This is a genomic window from Janthinobacterium sp. GW456P, assembly GCF_002127655.1.
In the GTDB taxonomy this organism is placed as follows: domain Bacteria; phylum Pseudomonadota; class Gammaproteobacteria; order Burkholderiales; family Burkholderiaceae_D; genus Janthinobacterium.
Genome location: NZ_NEHB01000008.1, coordinates 88284 through 106824 on the forward strand (window position 1 = coordinate 88284; position 18541 = coordinate 106824).

An 18541-nucleotide genomic window follows, 5' to 3' on the forward strand; every position below is an offset into this window, starting at 1 on the left:
AGGTATACTACGCAACCGACGTAACAGGCTGGGCGATTTGGCCCCTGCAAGCACGCCTGTGACGGTCCAATAAAAAAGGAAACACTGCATGACCACATCACACCGCACGCCGGTGATTCGCATCGATGGCGCGAACAAGACCTTCGCGCTGCCCAAGGGCGAACAATTCCACGCGGTCAAATCGGTCACGCTGGAAGTCTATCCCGGTGATATTTTCGGCCTGATCGGCAAGAGCGGCGCCGGCAAATCGACCTTGCTGCGCCTGATTAACCTGCTTGAGCGTCCCGACAGCGGCACCATTACCGTGGCCGGACGCGAACTGACGCGCCTGGGCAAGAGCGAACTGCGCGACGCGCGCCAGAATATCGGCATGATTTTCCAGCAATTCAACCTGCTGCAAAACGCCAGCGTCTTCGACAATGTCGCCTTCCCCCTGAAAATCCACGGCACGGCCAAGGGCGAGCAGATCGCCGCCCGCGTCGAGGAATGCCTGGCGCTCGTCGGCCTGTCCGACAAGCTGCACAGCTATCCGGCGCAATTGTCGGGCGGGCAGAAGCAGCGCGTGGCGATCGCCCGCGCCCTGGCCAGCCACCCCGACGTGCTGCTGTGCGACGAGCCGACGTCCGCGCTGGACGCGGAAACGACGCGCGCCCTGCTCGACACCCTGCGCGACATCAATGCGCGCCTCGGCGTGACCATCGTCATCGTCAGCCATGAGCTGTCGGTGCTGGGCGCCATCTGCAACCGCGTGGCCGTCGTGGAAAGCGGCGCCATCGCCGAACAATTCGACTTGAGCGACACGGCCACCCCGCGCAAGACGGCGCTGGGACGCGAGCTGGCGTATTACGGCACCGAGGCGTTTGAAGCCACCGCATGGAAGGATGCAACACATGTTTGAAGAATCGATCAATAACGTCATCAAGCTGCTGCCCGAAATCTGGGTGGCGCTGGGCCAGACCATGACCATGCTGGGCATCGGCCTGACGGCCGCCATCCTGATCGGCGGCCCGCTGGGCATCCTGCTGTTCCTCGTCTCGGAAGGCCAGTCGCTGGAAAATCGTCCGCTGTCGACCATTCTCGGCTGGCTGGTGAATACCGTGCGCAGCTTCCCCTTCATCATCCTGCTGGTCGCCCTGACGCCGTTTACGCGCATCATCGCGGGCACCTCGATCGGCCCGCTGGCGGCCAGCGTGCCGCTGTCGTTCGCCGCCATTCCCTACCTGGCGCGCCTGGTGGAACAGAACCTGCGCGAAGTGCCGCGCGGCGTGATCGAGGCGGCGCACGCCATGGGCGCGTCGGAAATGCAGATCATCTTCCGCGTGCTGCTGGTCGAAGCGCGTTCCGGCCTGGTGCTGGCGCTGACCGTGCTGTCGATCAGCTTCCTGTCGTATTCGGCCGTGGCCGGCGTGGTGGGCGGCGGCGGCATCGGCGACCTGGCCATCCGCTACGGCTACTACCGCTTCGAAACCGACATCATGGTCGCCACCGTGGCCATCCTGATCGTGCTGGTGCAAACCATCCAGTTCGCCGGCACGCGCGTCGCCAAACGCCTCGACAAACGTTAATTCATCTTCAGTTATTTCAGTTCAAGGAAAAGCATGAACCACATTCGCCGCACCCTGCTCCTGGCCGCCGCCAGCCTGGCCTTCGCCACCGCCGCCCACGCCAAGGACCCGAAAGAAATCATCATCGGCACCAGCTCCGGCCCGTATTCGGACCAGCTGAAGCTGGGCATCAAGCCCATCCTGGAAAAACAGGGTTACAAGGTCAAGATCGTCGAATTCAACGACTACGTGCAGCCGAACTACGCGCTGGCCGAAGGCTCGCTCGACGCCAACGTGTTCCAGCACATCGTGTATCTGACCAAGTTCGCCACCGATAACAAGCTGCCATTGAGCCCATTGATCACCGTGCCGACCATGCCGATCGGCCTGTACGGCGGCAAGCAAAAGACCCTGGCGGACGTGAAGCCCGGCGCCACCATCACCATGCCGAACGATCCAACCAACCAGGCGCGCGCGCTGGTGATGCTGGCCAAGATGGGCTGGATCAAGCTGAAACCGAACGTCGACCCGCTGCGCGCTTCCGAGCGCGACGTGCTGGAAAATACGAAGAAGCTCAAACTGGTGCCGCTGGAAGCGGCGCAGCTGCCACGCTCGCTGGCCGATGCCGACTACGCTTTCGTCAACGGCAATTTTGCGCTGGCCGCCGGCATGAAGCTGACCTCGGCCCTGTCTGTGGAAAAGATCTCGGACAGCTACATCAACCTGGTCGCCATCCGCACGGCCGACAAAGCCAAGCCCTGGGTCAAGGACCTGGAAGCGGCCTACCGCTCGCGCGCCTTCCTCGACGCGACAAACAAATACCTGGCCGGCTACGAAAAGACGGACTACCAGCTGGCGCTGGAAAAGACGCTGAAAAAGTAAAGCGGCGCATGCAATGCAAAAAGGACGGCTAAGCCGTCCTTTTTTATTGTCCGCGCCTTGCTGGCGCTGTCGTGCAATGCTTAGAAACGGTAACCCACACCAACGCCGATCAGGATAGGATCGACTTTGACTTCGCTGATCTTGGCGCCGCCGGCCAGCACGTCGCTGCGGATCTGTACTTTCTTGATGTCGAAGTTCAAGGACCAGTTTTTGTCCAGTTTGTAATCGACACCGGCTTGCAGCGAGTAGCCCCAGCTGTCATGCTCCAGGCGGCCTGCGCCGTTCAGCAATTTCACGTCCGAGATATTCGTGTAGTTGATGCCGGCACCCACGTATGGGCTGAACTGTTTTTCAGGCATGAAGTGGTATTGCAGCGACAGGGTCGGCGGCAAATGCTTGAAAGTACCGATCTTCGTGCCGGACAAGGTAACGTCATGCTTTTGCGGATACGTCAGGATCAGCTCGGCAGCGATGTTCGGCGTGAAGAAATACGAAATATCGATTTCAGGAATCGTCTTGCTGCTGACGTGAATAAGGTCGGATGCGCCGACGCCACCAACAGGAGCAGATTTGTTGGCCGGATCGATGTGCACGGCGCGGGCACGGACCAGCCATGGGCTTTCCTGTGCCATTGCGTTGCCGGCGAAGGCGCCGATGGCGGCCAGGACGATTGCTGCTGCAGTTGCGGACTTTTTCATTCTAGTTCCCTCTTTTTGTCGTTAAGTAACGCTGCGAAGTCTAAGAGTGCAGTGCAACAAAAACTTTGATCCACATCAAATAGTGCTAGATGGCATCACTTAAGGGATTTTTTCCTTTGCCCAGGTCAAGAAAATGCGGCAATGCAGCGTGAACGCTTGCATGCCCCCATTTCAGCGGCCAGCCAGCCGCACAATGCTGGACAAATTGCGCGCCGCGCAATGGTGACTTGCGCCGATCTCACTGGATTGCCGCCTGCCCTTGCAGCATACTATTTCCAGTGCACACATGAGAATCGTAATGATTATCATTTGCGATATAATGGCTTACCTCGCTCAGCGACTACAAAAAGGAATGGGAGACATGGATATATTGAGGGAACTGCGTGAATCGGGCTTGAAGGTGACCATCCCCCGCTTGCGGATTCTGCAGCTGTTCCAGGAAGGCACGATCAAGCACCTGAGTGCGGACGATGTCTACAAACTCTTGCTGGCCGAAAAGATCGACGTGGGCCTGGCCACCATCTACCGCGTGCTGATGCAGTTTGCCGAGGCCGGCATTCTGTTTCGCCGGCACTTCGAATCGGGCCACGCCGTCTTCGAACTGAATGAAGGCCAGCACCACGACCACCTGGTCTGCACGGGTTGCGGCAAGGTCGATGAATTCGTCGACGAAGGCATCGAACTGCGCCAGAACGAGATCGCCGCCGAACGGGGCTTCGTGCTGCACGAGCACGCGCTGTCGCTGTACGGCACCTGCGCCGAGTGCACGGCGAAGAAAGTGCCGCCGCGCAAAGCCTCCTGATGCAGCGCGGAAGGTAGCGCCTGGCAAGCCACCTGCGCTACACTGCGTGCGCCGCAGTTCAACAAGGGACAAGCATGTACATCGGAGAAATCGCCCGCCTGGCGGGCACCTCGCCCAAGGCTTTGCGCCACTATGAAGCGCTGGGCTTGCTGGGCGACGTGCGCCGTTCCGGCGCCTATCGCGTCTACACGCAGCAAGACCTGGCGCAGGTCAAACTGATACGCCAGGCGCAGGTCCTGGGCTTCCGCCTGGCCGAACTGCTGCCCGTCCTGGCCGGCGACGATACGGACTGGGCAGCCCTGTCGCGGCACATCGCCGCCAAGCGCGCCCAGGTACGGCAGGATATCGCCCGCCTGCGCCAGCTCGACGCGCAATTGGCCGACATCGACACGGAAATCCGCGACTGCCTGGCGCGCCAGCAACCGCAGGCAGCGTGACATACCCCGCTTGACTCTGCCCCCAGGGGCAGGCTTTAGCATGCAAGCTCTTCTTTAACGGACAGCCTGCATCATGACCCAGACGACACCCAAGCGCATTCTCATTCTCCTCGGCCACCCGTCCAGCGACAGCTTCTGCGCCGCCCTGGCCGACGCCTACGCCGCCACGGCCCGCAACGCAGGCCATACCGTGCGCGAACTGCGCCTGGGCCAGCTGGACTTCGACCAGAACCTGCATGAAGGCTACCGCCAGGTGCAGCCGCTGGAGCCAGACCTGCTGGCGGCCCAGGAAGCCATTCTCTGGGCCGAACACCTGGTATTCGCCTACCCGATCTGGTGGGGCGGCGCACCGGCCCTGCTGAAGGGCTTCGTCGACCGCGTCTTCCTGCCCGGCTTCGCCTTCAAATACCGTCCGGGCAAGGCTTTCCCGGCCCAGCTGCTGCTGGGCCGCACGGCGCAGCTCTTGGTGACGATGGATACGCCGCCGTGGTACTACCGCTGGGTCTACCACATGCCCGGCATCCACCAGCTGCGCAAGACGACCCTGGAATTTTGCGGCGTCAAGCCCGTCAAGGTGGCCAGTTTCGGTCCCATCCTCGATTCCACCGATGCCCAGCGCACACGCTGGCTGGAACAGGCGCAAGCGCTGGCCCAGCGTCTGTAAGCCCGAAAACGGATGGTCATCGGCTTGCCATGCAGCCATCTTGCATACGGTTTTGACAAGCTGGTAATCAAGCCGTCATATTCACCGACTACCATGATGATATTGCCTGTTTGTCAGTCGCCTTGCTCTGGCGGCAACAAGGTTCCGATCGTCATGTAAAGGTAGCCGCTGTGGAGTTCAACGCTTCTCGATTGCATCTTCCCCGTTATCGCACGTCCGTGGCGCTTGACCTGTGCATCGCCACGGAATCGGTGCAGGCCGACGCCAGCAATTTCGCCGTGCTGGAACTGTTCACGGAACGGCGCGACATGATGAGCCTGCCCGTCACGGAGCAGCAGAAGCCCATCGGCTTAATCAGCCGCAATATCTTCATGTCGCAGATGTCCAAGCCCTTTTATCACGAGGTGTACGGCAAGAAGAGCTGCATCGCCTTCATGGACAAGGAACCGCTGATCGTCGATGGCGCCATGAGCATCGAAGACCTCACCTTCCGCGCCGTGGAAGCGGGAGAGAAGGCGCTGGCCGACGGCTTCATCATCACCGAGGATGGCGCGCTGGCCGGCGTGGGCTTCGGCTTGCAGCTGATGAACGTGGTGGCCACCATGCAGGCGGAAAAGAACCGCCAGATCATGCACAGCATCGATTACGCCAGCGTGATCCAGCGCGCGCTGCTGCGCACCTCCGATGCGGAACTGCGCGCCACCCTGCCCGATGCCCACCTGGAATGGCAGCCGCGCGACGTGGTCGGCGGCGACTTCTACTTTTTCGAGCGCCACGCGGGCGGCTGGTTCGCCGCCATTGCCGACTGCACCGGCCACGGCGTGCCGGGCGCCTTCATGACCCTGATCGCCTCGTCGGCCCTGAGCCAGGCCTTGCGCGAACGGGGGCCGCGCGATCCGGCCGCCCTGATCGGCGCCGTCAGCCGCGCCATCAAGACCCTGCTGGGCCAGGACGGCGCCGGAAGCGGCGCGGCCACCGGCCACGCCGGCTCGAACGACGGCATGGACTGCGCCTTTTTGTGCTACGACACGGCCAGCGCCAGCCTGCGTTTCGCGGGGGCGAAACTGGCGCTGCACGTGGTGGCGCCGGGCGAAGACACCGTGCGCGCCATCGACGGCGCGCGCATGGGCGTCGGTTATGTCGACACGCCGGCCGGCTACTGCTGGCACAACGAGACGCCCGACATTCCCGCCGGCAGCCTGCTGTTTATCACCACCGACGGCTTGCTCGACCAGATCGGCGGCGCGCGCGACATCGCCTATGGCAAGCGGCGCATGCGCGAGCAGCTGCTGGCGCGGCGCGACGCGCCGGCCGGCGACGTGGCGGCGGCCCTGCTGCAGGACAGCGCCGCCTGGCAGGGAGCGCAACCGCGCCGCGACGACCTGACTTTTTTCTGTTTCCGCCTGTAGTTTGGGCGCCATCGAGCCACCTTATCAACAAGACACCGGGTCACCGGCTAGCCAGGAGCACGAGCGTGCTGTACGAAGAATTCAACGAGTTTTGGGACGTGGCGCGCAAGCGCAACATCATCTTTTTTTACGTGGGCTATTTCTCGCAGCACGTGGTGAGCGCCATTTCCGAAACCATCAAGGCACGCCTCGATACGGCCGGCGCGGCCGGGCCCACGCGGCGGCGCATCTTTTCCTCGTTCATCGAGATGTCGCAAAACATCATGCATTATTCGGCCGACAGCCTGACGCCCGACGCGCAGCTGGACCAGCAGATGCGGCGCGGCTCGTTTTGCATCGGCACGCGCGGCGACAGCTTTTTCCTGCTGTGCGCCAATCCCGTCTCGACCGACAACGTGGCGCAGATCCGCGCCCGCCTGGAGCCGCTGCACACCATGACGATGGAAGAAATCCGCCTCGCGTATAAAAAGGCGCTGCGCGAAGAAGCGCCGTCCGACAGCAAGGGCGCGGGCCTGGGTTTTCTCACCATGGCGCGCGACGCCAGCGAACCGCTGGAATTCGAATTCGTCCAGGATCCACAGGAACCTGGCCATACCATCTTCTGCATCAAAGCCATCATTTGAAAGAGCCGACTCAGGAAAGCATATGCAATTACCGTCACCACTGTTCATCGCCGCGACTCCGAGTTCGCCCGAAATCGACTTCCGTTTCGAGCAGCACACCCTGTCGATCAAGGGCGAGTCGTACCCGGAAAACGCGGCCGCCTTCTATGGCCCGCTGATCGCCGCCGTGCGCGCCTACCTGGAAAACTGCCGCGCAGCAGCCATCACCGTCAACGTCTCGCTGGCCTACTTCAACAGCTCCAGCACGAAGATGCTGTTTACCCTGTTCGACACCCTGAACCAGGCGGCCGTGGATGGCAACCAGGTGCGCCTGAACTGGTATCACGACGAGGATGACGACACCATCCTGGAATTCGGCCAGGAGCTGCAGCAGGACTTTACGGCGCTGGACTTCCGCGACCATCCCGTGCAGGGCAGCTAGGGCATGCGCGCCGCCCTCTCCGAGTCCGGTCTGGAGCCCGACCTGTTCACCGTGGAAGCGGCGGCGCTGGCCGCCGCGCGCCGCATGCACGCCGACGCCAGCGCGTCGGGCGCGGAACAGCGCCGCGTGCTCGGTGAGCTGATCGTTCACTACGAGCGCCTGATGCGCGAGACGCGCCGGCTGATCGGCCGCAGCGACCGCGCCGAGCGCGACATGCATATGCTGAACCGCCAATTGCAAACCCTGGCCGGCCAGCTCGAATACCGCGCCACGCACGACCCGCTGACGGGGGCCCTGAACCGCGGCGCCGTGATCGACCACGCTTCGCGCTGCCTGGCGCAGGGCGACATGGCGCTGATCGTGCTCGATATCGACCTGTTCAAGCAAGTCAACGACGACTTCGGCCACCCGGCCGGAGACGGCGTGATCCAGGCCGTGGTCGACTGCTTAAAAGGGTTGTTGGGACAGGAAACGGCCATCGGCCGGGTCGGCGGTGAAGAGTTTTCCGTGGTCTGGCCCACCTCCTCCCGCGACGAGGCGGCGCAGGTGGCGCAGCGCATCTGCGAGACGGTCGGCCGCCAGCGCCATGCGGCGCCCATCACGCGCGCCATCACCATCAGCGTGGGCCTGAGCTGGAACCGCGCCGGCACGCCGTTCGACACGGCCTACAGCCATGCCGACCAGGCCCTGTACCAGGCCAAGCGCGAAGGACGCAACTGCGTGCGCCAGTGGCTGGAGAGTTAAGTCGATGCGCTGAATCAGCGCAGCTGTTCACGCGCCATGCTGCCGTCGCGGCGCATGGCCGCTGCCGCGCGCTGCATGGCCGCCACCTGCGCCTCGGGCACCTTGAGGTTGCAGGCCAGGTAAGTCTGCACGCGATTAAAAGTCAGAAGGGGCACCACCTTGCCTTCCCATTCCTTGCCGACGAAAGGCTTGCTGCCCACGGCCAGGCCGACGGCCCACAGATCGATGCGCCCGAGCAGCAGCTTTTGCGGATTGATCCACTCCTGCGTGACAGGCGCCACGTTCATGCCGTGCTGGCGCAGATAGTCGTCGCGCGCGTCGCCCAGCACCGTGCCGATCACCAGGCCGCGCGCATCGGCCAGGGTGCGCAGCGCCAGATGCCGCTCGGCCAGGCCATACAGTATCCATTCCGCTTCGTTGAGGGGGCCGATCCAGCGAAATTGCGCTTCGCGCTCTTGCGTGCGGGTGGTGGAAAAAATGCAGGTGTCAGGCTCGCGCAGCGCCTGCGCATACGCGCGTTTCCACGGCAGCAGTTCCATCGTATAGCCGATGCCGGCACGCGCCATGATGTCGCGCACCTTCAGCGTTTCGCGTCCCACGACGACATTGCCTTCCATCATGCTCGACGGCGGCAAATGCTCGCCGACGATGCGCAGGCCCGCCGCCCCGGCCGCCGCCGGCAGCAACAGCGCCGCCAGCAGCCATGCCATGCTTGCTTGTTTCATGCTTGCCTTCTTCTACCACAGGGGATACGCAGCCCTGCACCTGCAGGATGGTACCATCGGCCCCCGCCGGCCATGGTTAAATGTTATCATTTAAACCATTGTTTTTCCGTAACGTGGCTCAGGGCCAACGCCGGGATCATCATGCGAGGGGAAGATGGCGAGAAAAACAAGTGGCGGAAAACAGTAGGAGTCGAACCTACGGGAGAACGTCTGACGCCCTCCACCGGGTTTGAAGCCCGGCCACATCACCGGATGAGTGTGCTTTCCGCGGTGCCTGAGCTAGCTGTTGGGGCTGCGGTGTAGGACCACAACGCCTGCGGGCGCAATAGATGCCCATTGCCAACACGGCGAGTATAACCGACGCGGTCGAAGAATTCCAAGACCTGGATCGCCCGCTTGCGGCCCAAGCCGCTGGCGTCGCGGAAAGTGGCCGCGCCCACAGCGCCGGAACCGGGCGCCAGACTTTCGTCCAGCTCCGCTTTTCCGGCCAGGGTGCGCACCAGTTGCGCCAGCTCGGCCAGCGCCGCCTGATGATAGAACAGGTCATGCACGACCTGGCTGATCTGGCCTGCCTTGGCAAGCTTGCGCAACAGCCGACGCGTCTCGTCCTCGGCCAGGCCGAAGCCGCGCGCCAGGTCGCGCGTCCAGGGAGGATCGGCACGCCCCTGCTCCAGCGCGGCCAGCAAGGGCTCGGCCATCGCCTGTTCCTGCGGCGTCAGTTCCACGCTGTGCGTCGGCAAGTGCAGGCTGGCGCCGCACGCCAGGATGCCGCCCTGCGCCAGCAAGCCTTCGACCAGGTGGCTCCACAAGGCGTCTTCCATCTCCGCGTCGACGATGCGTTTCAGGCGCCACAGTTCCGGCCCCGCCTCGTCGGGCGCGCGCGCATGGAAGATGGCCAGGGCGGCCAGCACCCGCTCTTGCAGCGCCAGCAACGCCGCCGGCGCCAGCAGCAGGGCGTCGTCGCCGCGCAGGGCGATGCGCCGCGTGTCGGGCGGCAGCGCCAGGGCATGCGCCGGCAGCAGCGACAGGCGCACCAGCAAGGATTCGCGCAGCCCCAGCGGGCTTTGCGCCAGCAGGGCCGCATAGTCGCCGTGCGCGACAAACCCGGCCAGCGCATCGAGCCAGGCCAGCCGTGCCGGGCTGCGCCGTTTGCGCGCGGGGCCGAACGGGTCGAGCACCATGCCGCCGCCCACCGTCTGCGTCGCTTGCGCATTGCGCACGACGAAGCGGTCGCCCGGCACGCCGTGCATGGGCGCCTCGAACACCAGTTGCACCCTGCCCGTCTGTCCCGGCGACAGGGTCTCGCCATCGAGCATGACGGCGCGCGCCAGCTGGTGCGCCGCCCCCAGGTGCACGTGCAGCGGCGACCAGGCTTTCAGCTGCACGCCGGCGTCGGGCAGCAGGGTCAGTTCCACGTCGATACGCTCGGAGCAGTGCGCCAGCTCGGGCGCGACGATCCAGTTGCCGCGCTCGATGCGCTCGCGGTCGATGCCGGCCAGGTTCAGCGCCAGGCGCTGGCCCGCCATGCCCGTCTCGGCCGCGCGGTTCTGCGCATGGATGCTGCGCACGCGCGCCGGCGCGCCGCCAGGCGCCAGCTGCAGCACGTCGCCCACCTGCGCGCGTCCCGCCAGCGCCGTGCCGGTGACGATGGTGCCCTGCCCCGGCAAGGTGAACACGCGGTCCACGCCCAGGCGGAACAGCCGGCGCTCGTCGCGTTGCGGCAGGCTGCGCGCCACCTGCGTCAGGTGCGCCAGCAAGGCGGCCACGCCGGCATCGCCGTCGCGATGGGCGGCGGTGGGGAAGACCGGGCTGCCCGCCAGCGGCGTGCCGGCCAGCAGCGCTTCGATGTCCGCTTCCACCTGGGCCACGCGGGCGCCGTCTGCGCGGTCGATCTTGGTCAATGCCACGGCGCCGCGCGTCACGCCCAGCAGCTGCAAGATGGCCAGGTGCTCGTGCGTCTGCGGCATGACGCCATCGTCGGCCGCCACCACCAGCAGGGCAAAGTCGATGCCCGTCACGCCGGACGCCATGGTGCGGATGAATTTTTCGTGGCCCGGCACGTCGATCACGCCCAGCACCGTGCCGTCCGCCAGCGGCAGATAGGCGTAACCGAGTTCAATCGAGATGCCGCGCGCCTGTTCTTCCTTCAGGCGGTCCGTGTGCACGCCCGTCAGCGCGCGCGTGAGGGTCGTCTTGCCATGGTCGATATGGCCTGCGGTGCCGACGATCATGCGGACAACTCGTCGAGCTGCGCGATGAAAGCCGTCTCGTGCGCCGCTTCCAGGCAGCGCAAATCGAGCCATAAGGTATCCTGGCCGATGCGGCCGATCACGGGGCACGGCAAGGCGCGCAAACGCTGTTCCAGCACGCCCAGCGGATTGCTCAGGCGCGAGCCGGGGGCGCTGCGGATGGCCAGGCCAAAGCTGGGCAGCTGGTCGACGGGCAAGGCGCCGCTGCCGATCTGGCTTGTCATGGATTCTGCCGTGACGGCGTACGATTTTCCCAGCACCTGCTGCAACTGCGGCAGCAATTGCTCGGCTTGTGCGCGCATGGCGGCCGCGGGACGCGTCAGCAGGCGCAAGGTGGTCAGGCGCTCGGCCAGCAAGTCCGGCGCGCGGTACAGCTGCAGCACGGGGGCCAGGGCCGCCAGGGTCAGCTTGCCGACCCGCAGCGCGCGTTTCAAGGGGTTGCGCTTGATCTTCGCGATCAGGTCGGCGCGCCCGACGATGACGCCGCATTGCGGGCCGCCCAGCAATTTGTCGCCGCTGAAGGTCACCAGGTCGGCGCCCGCCGCTATCGTCTCGCGCACCGTCGTTTCATGCGGCAAGCCATACTGGGCCAGGTCGACCAGGGTACCGCTGCCCAGGTCCACGGCCGTGGGAATCGCGTGTTGCGCCGCCAGCGGCACCAGTTCGCCGAGCTCCACGCTTTTCGTGAAACCGGTGATCGCGTAATTGCTGCAATGGACCTTCATCAGCAGGCTGGTGTGCTCGTTGATGCCATTGGCGTAATCGGCCAGGTGCGTGCGGTTGGTGCTGCCCACTTCGCGCAGCACGGCACCGGCACGCGTCATCACGTCGGGGATGCGGAAGGCGCCGCCGATTTCCACCAGTTCCCCGCGCGAGACGATGACCTCTTTATTCTGCGCCAGGGTATTGAGCATCAGCAGCACGGCGGCCGCATTGTTGTTGACGATGGTGGCCGCTTCGGCCCCCGTCAGTTCGCGCAGCAGTTCCTCGACCAGGTCGTCGCGGTCGCCGCGCTTGCCCGTTTCCAGGTCGAATTCCAGGTTCATCGGCCACTGCAGCGCTTCCACCACGGCGTGCACGGCGGCGTCGGGCAGCAAGGCGCGGCCCAGGTTCGTGTGCAGCACGGTGCCCGTCAGGTTGAACACGGCGCGCAGCCGCGAGCGCGCTTGCGCCTGCAGCCGTTCGCCCATGTGCGCGGCGATGGCGGCGATCGATGCGCCCTCTTCGCCGCATTGAGCAAGACCCGCGCCGGCCAGCATGGCGGTGCGCAGTTCGGCCAGCACGGCGCGCGCGCAGGCCAGGGTCTGCACGCGGCCGTAGTGCGCAATCAGATCAAGGCAAGCCGCGTCGGCGAGGATGCGGTCCACCGACGGCAGGCGCACGGTCTGCTCCGTCTTCATCAGGCTGCGTCCTGCGGTTCGCTTTTCCCCAGCCACAGCAGCGGATTGCCGCTGGCGCGCTGGTAGCCCGCTTCGCCCACCAGCAGGTCGAGCATCAGACTGGCCAGGTCGTCGGCCAGGGGCTCGACGTTGTAATCGTGTTCCTGGTTGAAGACTTTTCGATAAGTATGGCAATCGTCGCAGGTTTCCGCGCGCGCCACCTTTTTCGGATCATTCGCCTTGTTCGGCAGTTTGTCGTCCTTCGCCGTCACCGGGTCGAACGGCGCGGCGTCCGCCGCATCGAGCCCCTGGTAGGCGATCTTGCCATTCTGTTCGCAGGTCGAGCACTTCACGCGCACCATATGCCATTCGCTTTCGCAAATGCCGCAGTGCAGGTAGCGGTAGCCTTGCGAACCGCCGCCGATGCGGATCACGCTGGCGACGGGATGCGAACCGCAGACGGGACACAAGGCACCCGTTTCCAGGTCCGGCACGCGCGCGGCGCGCAGTTCGCTGGCCGACACCGACCATAAAATTTGCAGCGCGGCCGCGACGAACGGCGCGTGCATGGGATTGAGGTTGTCGCCGTTTTCATCGAGCACGGCATCGGCGCAGGCATCGAGCGCCGCCGCGTCGAGCGCGCGCAATTGCGCCAGCACCTGCGTCAGGCCGCCGGACAGGGCCGGCTGGCGTGCCGCCGTGGCGGCCAGTTCATCGAGCAGGCTGGCAAAGATGTCGCGCCAGACGGGCGGACGGGCGCCGCTGACGGGCAGCACCGGCATACGGTGGGCGATCGCGCGGCGCAGCGCATCGGGGTCGGCGGCAGGCACGGCGCCGGGCGCCAGTTTTCCCACCACGGCGGCCTGCGCATCGGCCAGCGCGGCCATCAGCACCAGGTAGCCCTGCATGCCCGCATCGACGGGGATGCCCTTGATATTGCCCTGCGCCAGTTCGCGCAAGCGCAAGGCGCGCGCCGTAAACAGGCTCGCTGGCTGCGGCAGCAGCAGGCGCGGAATCGCGTTATGGTCCAGGCCTTCGATTTCGCCTGGCTGAAGAATACGTTGTACCAATGGAGTTCCCATCAAAAAAAGCAAGGCAGCGCCAGCGGAGTTGGCTGTGCTGAAAAAGTATTTTAATCGATAAAGAGAAAGGGGCCGATCCTGTGGGACCGGCCCCGGCTCTTGCAGCAGGGTATCGCTTACGGCAGCTTAATCCTTGCTGTTGCGCATCACCGCCTCAAACCACTTCGGATGGTGCTTGCGCGCCCAGCCGTAGGTGACGGTGCCGCGCACCATGGCGCCGATCGAGCCCTTGACCCACAGGGCTGCGTAGATGTGCACGATGATGGCGCAGATGATGGCGAAGGCGCAACCGGCATGCAGCAAGGCGGCAAAGCGCACCACGTCGATCGGGAAATAGAACGCGAAGTACGCGCGCCAGATCACGATGCCCGACAACAGCAAGCCCACCATGCAGAACAGCAGCACGAAGAACAGGATCTTCTGGCCGGCATTGTATTTGCCGATCTTCGGCAGCTTGTCTTCGCGGTTGTGCAGCACGTCGCCCATCTGTTTCAGCCACTGCCTGTCGCCGTCCTCGAACTTGTTGTGGTGCCAGAAGCGCACCACGAGGATGGCGAACGAGACGAACATCACCAGGCCGGCAAACGGATGCAAAATGCGCGTCCATTGCCCGCCGCCGAACAGGTTCGCCAGCCACGCCATCGAGGGATGGAACATGGCCAGGCCGGACAGCGCCAGCATGACGAAGGTGATGGCCGTCACCCAGTGATTCGTGCGCTCGTTCGGGTCGTAGCGCTGGATCAGCGGGTTGCCATCCTTGTCGTACAGCTTGCCATCGTGAAGTTCACTATGCTTCATGGTGTTCCTCCCGCAGGCGCTTGGCCTCTTCCAGCGCTTCGCGCTCTTCGTCCCTGCTCACTTCGTTCGGACCGACACGCGTGTAATGGAAGAAGCCTGCCAGGGCCGTGGCGGCCATGCCGGCCACCGCCAGCGGCTTGGACCAGCCCTTCCAGAAGCCCACCATCGGACTGATGCGAGGGCGTTCCGGCAAGTTCGAATACAGCTTCGGCTTGTCGGCATGGTGCAGCACGTACATCACGTGCGTGCCGCCCACGCCCAGCGGATCGTACAGGCCCGCGTTCTCGAAACCGCGCGACTTCAGGTCGACGATGCGCTCTTCCGCATGCACCTTCATGTCTTCCTTGGTGCCGAACACGATGGCGCCCGTCGGGCAGGTTTTCACGCAGGCCGGTTCCTGGCCCACCGCCACGCGGTCCGAACACAAGGTGCACTTGTAGGCGCGGTCGTCCTTTTTCGAAATGCGGGGCACGTCGAAAGGACAGCCGGCCACGCAGTAGCCGCAGCCGATGCAGTTTTCCTGGTGGAAATCCACGATGCCGTTCGTGTATTGCACGATGGCGCCCGGCGCCGGACAGGCTTTCAAGCAGCCCGGGTCCTCGCAGTGCATGCAGCCATCCTTGCGGATCAGCCACTCGAGGTTGCCGTCGTTGTTTTCGTGTTCGGCAAAACGCATCACCGTCCACGATTGCGGCGTCAGGTCCGTCGGATTGTCATAGGTGCCATGGTTTTCGCCGACTTCGTCACGCAAGTCGTTCCATTCCATGCACGCCGTCTGGCAAGCCTTGCAGCCGATGCATTTCGACACATCGATCAGCTTGGCCACGGTACCCGTCACCGGGCTGCGCGCTTGCGTCGGCGTGACCGTGGTCGCCGACAGGCGCCGGATATCTAAGGATTGCAGTGCCATTATTGAGCTCCCATCATGCTTTTTCCACCTTCACGAGGAAGGACTTGAATTCCGGCGTTTGCGAATTCGCATCCCCCACGCCCGGCGTCAGGGTATTGATCAGATACCCCGGCTTGGCCACGCCCGTAAAGCCCCAGTGCAGCGGCAGGCCCACGGTATGCACCGGCTTGCCTTCGATCATCAACGCCTTGATGCGCTTGGTGACGACGGCCTTGGCGATGATGTGCCCGCGCTTGGAACTGACGCGCACTTCGCCGCCAGCCACGACGCCGATGCTCTTGGCCAGCTCTTCGCCGATTTCGACGAATTGCTGCGGCTGGATGATGGCATTCAGGCGCGCATGCTTGGTCCAGTAATGGAAATGCTCGGTCAGGCGGTAGCTGGTCGCCACATGCGGATATTCCTCATGCGTGCCGAACAGCTTGCGGTCATCGGCGAACACGCGCGCGCCCGGATTGCTGGTCGCTTGCGGGTTTTTCGGATGCATCGGGTTGTAGCCGAGCGGATTTTCGAACGGCTCGTAATGCTCGGGGAACGGCCCTTCGGCCATGGCCCCGCGCGCAAAGAAGCGCGCCACGCCCTCGCCCAGCATGATGAACGGACCCATGCCGTTTTCCGGCGGTTCGTCGGCCTTGAAGTCGGGAATATCGGCCCCGCTCCAGTTCGTGCCATTCCACTCGATCAACTTGCGGGTCGGGTCGAAGGCTTTGCCCTTCAAGTCGCACGAGGCGCGGTTGTACAGCACGCGGCGGTTCGCCGGCCACGCCCAGGCCCAGCCCAGGGTCTGGCCGATGCCGGTCGGGTCGCTATTGTCGCGCCGTCCCATCTGGTTGCCCGCCTGCGTCCAGCTGCCGGCGAAGATCCAGCAACCGCTGGTGGTGGTGCCGTCGTCGCGCAACTGCGCAAACGAGGCCAGCTGCTCGCCCTTCTTCACCAGCAGCTTGGTCGGATCTTTCGGATCGTACAAGTCGGCCAGCGCCTTGCCGTTGAATTCGCGGGCGATTTCTTCCGGCTGCGGGTTATGCGGCTGCGCATAATTCCACGTCAGGTTGACGATAGGATCTGGGAACTTGCCGCCCTCTTTCTTGTACATGCTACGCATGCGCAAGAACAGGCCCGACATGATCTCGAGGTCGCTGCGCGCCTGGCCCGGCGGTTCGGCCGCCTGCCAGTGCCACTGCAGCACGCGCGAGGAACTGACCAGCGAACCGCGCTCCTCGGCGAAGCAGCTGGTCGGCAAACGGAATACTTCCGTCATGATCTTGGTGGGATCGACTTCGTGGTATTGGCCGTGCGCCTTCCAGAATTCGCCCGTTTCCACGGCCAGCGGATCCATGATGACGAGGAACTTCAGCTTCGACAGCGCTTCCGTGACCTTCTGCTTGTTCGGCGCGGACGCCAGCACATTGAAGCCCTGGCAGATATAGCCCGTCATCTTGCCTTGGTGCATGTTCTCGATAGCTTGCATCAAGTCATACGGCTTGTCGAGTTTCGGCAGGTAGTCGTAGGCGTAGTTGTTCTCGGCCGTGGCGAAATCACCCCACCACGTCTTCATGAAGCTGACGTGGAATTTGCGGTAATTGCTCCAGTAGCTGAGCTGGTTCGGCCGCAGCGGCTTGGTGGCGCGCGCGGCGATATAGCCATCGAAGTCCTGCTCGGCCTCGTTCGGCAAGGTCATATAGCCTGGCAACAGGTTCGACATCAGGCCCAGGTCGGTCAGACCCTGGATGTTCGAGTGGCCGCGCAAGGCGTTCATGCCGCCGCCGGCGATACCCATATTGCCCAGCAGCAGCTGCACCATGGCGCCCGTGCGGATGGTCTGCGCGCCCGTCGAGTGGTGCGTCCAGCCCAGCGCGTACAGGATGGTACCGGCGCGTCCCGGCACGGCGGTCGAAGCCAATGCTTCCGCCACCTTGTGGAACTTGTCGGCCGACACGCCGCACGTGCGCTCGACCATCTCGGTCGTGTAGCGCGCGTAGTGCTTCTTCATCATCTGGTAGACGCAGCGCGGGTGTTCCAGGGTCGGGTCGACCTTGGCGTAGCCATCGTCGCCGATCTCGTAATCCCAGGTGGCCTTGTTGGTGTACTTGCCTTTTTCCTTGTCGAAACCCGAGAACAGGCCGTCCTCGAACGCATAGTCTTCGCGCACGATGAAAGGCATGTCCGTGTAGTTGCGCACGTACTCATGCTGGATCTTGTCGTTCGTCAGCAGATAATTGATGATCGCGCCGAGGAAGACGATGTCCGTGCCGGTCCGCGTGGCGCAGTAGTAATCTGCCACGGATGCGGTACGGGTAAAGCGCGGATCGACAACGATCAGCTTGGCCTTGTTATGCGCCTTTGCTTCCGTTACCCATTTGAATCCGCAAGGATGTGCTTCTGCTGCATTGCCGCCCATGACCAGGATCACGTCGGCATTCTTGATATCGACCCAATGATTCGTCATCGCGCCACGGCCAAACGTCGGGGCAAGACCTGCCACCGTCGGTCCGTGTCATACACGCGCCTGATTATCAAAGGTCAGCATCCCCATGCTGCGCACTGTCTTGTGGGTCAGATACCCGACCTCGTTGCTGCCGGCGGACGCGGCCAGCATGCCGGTGGAGAGCCAGCGGTTGACGGTCTTGCCGTCGGCATTCTTTTCGATCAGGTTGGCATCGCGGTCATCCTTCATCAGGCGCGCGATCTTGTCGAGCGCCACATCCCAGGAGATCGGTTGCCATTCCGTGCCGCCCGGTGCGCGGTATTCGGGCACTTTCAGGCGGTTCGGGCTGTGGATGAAGTCGACCAGGCTGGCGCCTTTCGGGCACAGCGTGCCGCGGTTGACCGGGTGATCGGCATCGCCTTCCACGTGGATGATGCTGGAGACGGCATTTTTCGCGCCATCGCCCAGTCCATACAGCAGGACGCCACATCCTACCGAACAGTAGGGACAGGTATTGCGCGTCTCGGTTGTGCGAGACAGCTTGTATTGCCGCACTTCCGCCATCGCCTGGCCCGGTGCGAAACCGAGCAGGGCGAGGCTGGAACCAGCAATGGTCGCGCCAGTAACCCGAAGGAATTGGCGCCTGGACATCTGAACCATATTCAGGCCTCTATGATGTGAGTAAATAAAAGTCATACGGCGTCGTGGTAGTGTCATATCGCCAAGATATAAGCACCATGCCTGTGCCG

At 63.8% G+C, this 18541-nt stretch carries 18 protein-coding genes and 1 tRNA gene; 10 read left to right on the plus strand and 9 right to left on the minus strand.

The window, feature by feature from the left end:
* Positions 1 to 88: 88 nt before the first annotated feature.
* Genes CBW66_RS09695 through CBW66_RS09705 form a run of 3 tightly spaced genes read left to right on the plus strand, consistent with a single transcriptional unit; the run spans position 89 to position 2426 of the window.
* The gene (locus tag CBW66_RS09695) at positions 89 to 898 is read left to right on the plus strand and encodes a methionine ABC transporter ATP-binding protein (RefSeq protein WP_086136478.1); all 810 of its coding nucleotides are present in this window, start codon (positions 89 to 91) and stop codon (positions 896 to 898) included.
* Positions 891 to 1565: a methionine ABC transporter permease gene (locus CBW66_RS09700; protein ID WP_086136477.1), complete on the plus strand. Its 675-nt coding sequence runs from the start codon at positions 891 to 893 to the stop codon at positions 1563 to 1565. The genes CBW66_RS09695 and CBW66_RS09700 overlap by 8 nt, the downstream gene beginning before the upstream one ends.
* 33 nt (positions 1566 to 1598) lie before the next feature.
* Positions 1599 to 2426: a MetQ/NlpA family ABC transporter substrate-binding protein gene (locus CBW66_RS09705; protein WP_086136476.1), complete on the plus strand. Its 828-nt coding sequence runs from the start codon at positions 1599 to 1601 to the stop codon at positions 2424 to 2426.
* Between the two features lie 80 nt (positions 2427 to 2506).
* On the opposite strand, the gene CBW66_RS09710 is transcribed toward CBW66_RS09705, so the two are convergent.
* Positions 2507 to 3124: an OmpW family protein gene (locus CBW66_RS09710; RefSeq protein WP_086136475.1), complete on the minus strand. Its 618-nt coding sequence runs from the start codon at positions 3122 to 3124 to the stop codon at positions 2507 to 2509.
* Between the two features lie 361 nt (positions 3125 to 3485).
* Here CBW66_RS09710 and fur point away from each other — a divergent pair, with 361 nt between their 5' ends.
* The 7 genes from fur to CBW66_RS09745 all read left to right on the plus strand — a co-directional run bounded on the left by fur (position 3486) and on the right by CBW66_RS09745 (position 8224).
* Positions 3486 to 3926, plus strand: coding sequence for a ferric iron uptake transcriptional regulator (fur, locus tag CBW66_RS09715; protein ID WP_034756687.1), 441 nt, complete (start codon positions 3486 to 3488; stop codon positions 3924 to 3926).
* A 74-nt stretch (positions 3927 to 4000) separates the two neighbouring features.
* On the plus strand, positions 4001 to 4363 hold the full coding sequence (locus tag CBW66_RS09720) for a MerR family transcriptional regulator (protein WP_086136474.1): 363 nt from the start codon (positions 4001 to 4003) through the stop codon (positions 4361 to 4363).
* 73 nt (positions 4364 to 4436) lie between these two features.
* Positions 4437 to 5027, plus strand: coding sequence for an NAD(P)H-dependent oxidoreductase (locus CBW66_RS09725; protein ID WP_086136473.1), 591 nt, complete (start codon positions 4437 to 4439; stop codon positions 5025 to 5027).
* Positions 5028 to 5218: 191 nt separating this feature from the next.
* Entirely contained in the window at positions 5219 to 6436 is a 1218-nt protein-coding gene (locus tag CBW66_RS09730; protein ID WP_205701151.1) for a SpoIIE family protein phosphatase, read from the plus strand.
* A gap of 65 nt (positions 6437 to 6501) precedes the next feature.
* Positions 6502 to 7059, plus strand: a complete 558-nt coding sequence (locus tag CBW66_RS09735; RefSeq protein WP_070222302.1) for a SiaB family protein kinase — start codon at positions 6502 to 6504, stop codon at positions 7057 to 7059.
* A gap of 22 nt (positions 7060 to 7081) precedes the next feature.
* A complete protein-coding gene (locus CBW66_RS09740; protein ID WP_086136472.1) occupies positions 7082 to 7480 on the plus strand; it encodes a DUF1987 domain-containing protein in 399 nt (132 codons plus the stop codon).
* Positions 7481 to 7483: 3 nt separating this feature from the next.
* Complete coding sequence (locus tag CBW66_RS09745; protein ID WP_086136471.1) at positions 7484 to 8224, plus strand: GGDEF domain-containing protein; 741 nt, start codon at positions 7484 to 7486, stop codon at positions 8222 to 8224.
* 14 nt (positions 8225 to 8238) lie between these two features.
* Here CBW66_RS09745 and CBW66_RS09750 read toward each other — a convergent pair whose 3' ends face one another.
* The 8 genes from CBW66_RS09750 to fdnG form a co-directional block, all read right to left on the minus strand.
* Positions 8239 to 8949, minus strand: coding sequence for an ABC transporter substrate-binding protein (locus CBW66_RS09750; protein WP_230491961.1), 711 nt, complete (start codon positions 8947 to 8949; stop codon positions 8239 to 8241).
* A 171-nt stretch (positions 8950 to 9120) separates the two neighbouring features.
* A tRNA-Sec gene (locus tag CBW66_RS09755) sits at positions 9121 to 9216 on the minus strand.
* Positions 9195 to 11180, minus strand: coding sequence for a selenocysteine-specific translation elongation factor (gene selB, locus CBW66_RS09760; RefSeq protein WP_086136470.1), 1986 nt, complete (start codon positions 11178 to 11180; stop codon positions 9195 to 9197). Before selB ends, CBW66_RS09755 begins: the two co-directional genes overlap by 22 nt.
* Positions 11177 to 12598, minus strand: coding sequence for an L-seryl-tRNA(Sec) selenium transferase (selA, locus tag CBW66_RS09765; protein WP_086136469.1), 1422 nt, complete (start codon positions 12596 to 12598; stop codon positions 11177 to 11179). Before selA ends, selB begins: the two co-directional genes overlap by 4 nt.
* Positions 12598 to 13659 (minus strand): formate dehydrogenase accessory protein FdhE, encoded by a 1062-nt coding sequence (gene fdhE / locus CBW66_RS09770; RefSeq protein WP_170933125.1) that lies wholly within the window; start codon positions 13657 to 13659, stop codon positions 12598 to 12600. Before fdhE ends, selA begins: the two co-directional genes overlap by 1 nt.
* A gap of 126 nt (positions 13660 to 13785) precedes the next feature.
* Complete coding sequence (locus CBW66_RS09775; RefSeq protein ID WP_086136467.1) at positions 13786 to 14457, minus strand: formate dehydrogenase subunit gamma; 672 nt, start codon at positions 14455 to 14457, stop codon at positions 13786 to 13788.
* A complete protein-coding gene (gene fdxH, locus CBW66_RS09780; protein WP_086136466.1) occupies positions 14447 to 15367 on the minus strand; it encodes a formate dehydrogenase subunit beta in 921 nt (306 codons plus the stop codon). The genes CBW66_RS09775 and fdxH overlap by 11 nt, the downstream gene beginning before the upstream one ends.
* A gap of 13 nt (positions 15368 to 15380) precedes the next feature.
* Positions 15381 to 18452, minus strand: a complete 3072-nt coding sequence (gene fdnG / locus CBW66_RS09785; protein ID WP_086142903.1) for a formate dehydrogenase-N subunit alpha — start codon at positions 18450 to 18452, stop codon at positions 15381 to 15383.
* Positions 18453 to 18541: the final 89 nt, after the last annotated feature.

What these genes read in the sequence shown, in the direction of transcription:
- selA (WP_086136469.1), bottom strand. Translation starts at nt 12,598, where the DNA reads ATGAAGACGGAGCAGACCGTGCGCCTGCCGTCGGTGGACCGCATCCTC.
- CBW66_RS09700 (WP_086136477.1), top strand. Translation starts at nt 891, where the DNA reads ATGTTTGAAGAATCGATCAATAACGTCATCAAGCTGCTGCCCGAAATC.
- CBW66_RS09745 (WP_086136471.1), top strand. Translation starts at nt 7,484, where the DNA reads ATGCGCGCCGCCCTCTCCGAGTCCGGTCTGGAGCCCGACCTGTTCACC.
- CBW66_RS09720 (WP_086136474.1), top strand. Translation starts at nt 4,001, where the DNA reads ATGTACATCGGAGAAATCGCCCGCCTGGCGGGCACCTCGCCCAAGGCT.
- fdhE (WP_170933125.1), bottom strand. Translation starts at nt 13,659, where the DNA reads ATGGGAACTCCATTGGTACAACGTATTCTTCAGCCAGGCGAAATCGAA.
- CBW66_RS09695 (WP_086136478.1), top strand. Translation starts at nt 89, where the DNA reads ATGACCACATCACACCGCACGCCGGTGATTCGCATCGATGGCGCGAAC.
- fdxH (WP_086136466.1), bottom strand. Translation starts at nt 15,367, where the DNA reads ATGGCACTGCAATCCTTAGATATCCGGCGCCTGTCGGCGACCACGGTC.
- CBW66_RS09740 (WP_086136472.1), top strand. Translation starts at nt 7,082, where the DNA reads ATGCAATTACCGTCACCACTGTTCATCGCCGCGACTCCGAGTTCGCCC.
- CBW66_RS09775 (WP_086136467.1), bottom strand. Translation starts at nt 14,457, where the DNA reads ATGAAGCATAGTGAACTTCACGATGGCAAGCTGTACGACAAGGATGGC.
- CBW66_RS09705 (WP_086136476.1), top strand. Translation starts at nt 1,599, where the DNA reads ATGAACCACATTCGCCGCACCCTGCTCCTGGCCGCCGCCAGCCTGGCC.
- CBW66_RS09725 (WP_086136473.1), top strand. Translation starts at nt 4,437, where the DNA reads ATGACCCAGACGACACCCAAGCGCATTCTCATTCTCCTCGGCCACCCG.
- CBW66_RS09710 (WP_086136475.1), bottom strand. Translation starts at nt 3,124, where the DNA reads ATGAAAAAGTCCGCAACTGCAGCAGCAATCGTCCTGGCCGCCATCGGC.
- fur (WP_034756687.1), top strand. Translation starts at nt 3,486, where the DNA reads ATGGATATATTGAGGGAACTGCGTGAATCGGGCTTGAAGGTGACCATC.
- CBW66_RS09750 (WP_230491961.1), bottom strand. Translation starts at nt 8,949, where the DNA reads ATGAAACAAGCAAGCATGGCATGGCTGCTGGCGGCGCTGTTGCTGCCG.
- selB (WP_086136470.1), bottom strand. Translation starts at nt 11,180, where the DNA reads ATGATCGTCGGCACCGCAGGCCATATCGACCATGGCAAGACGACCCTC.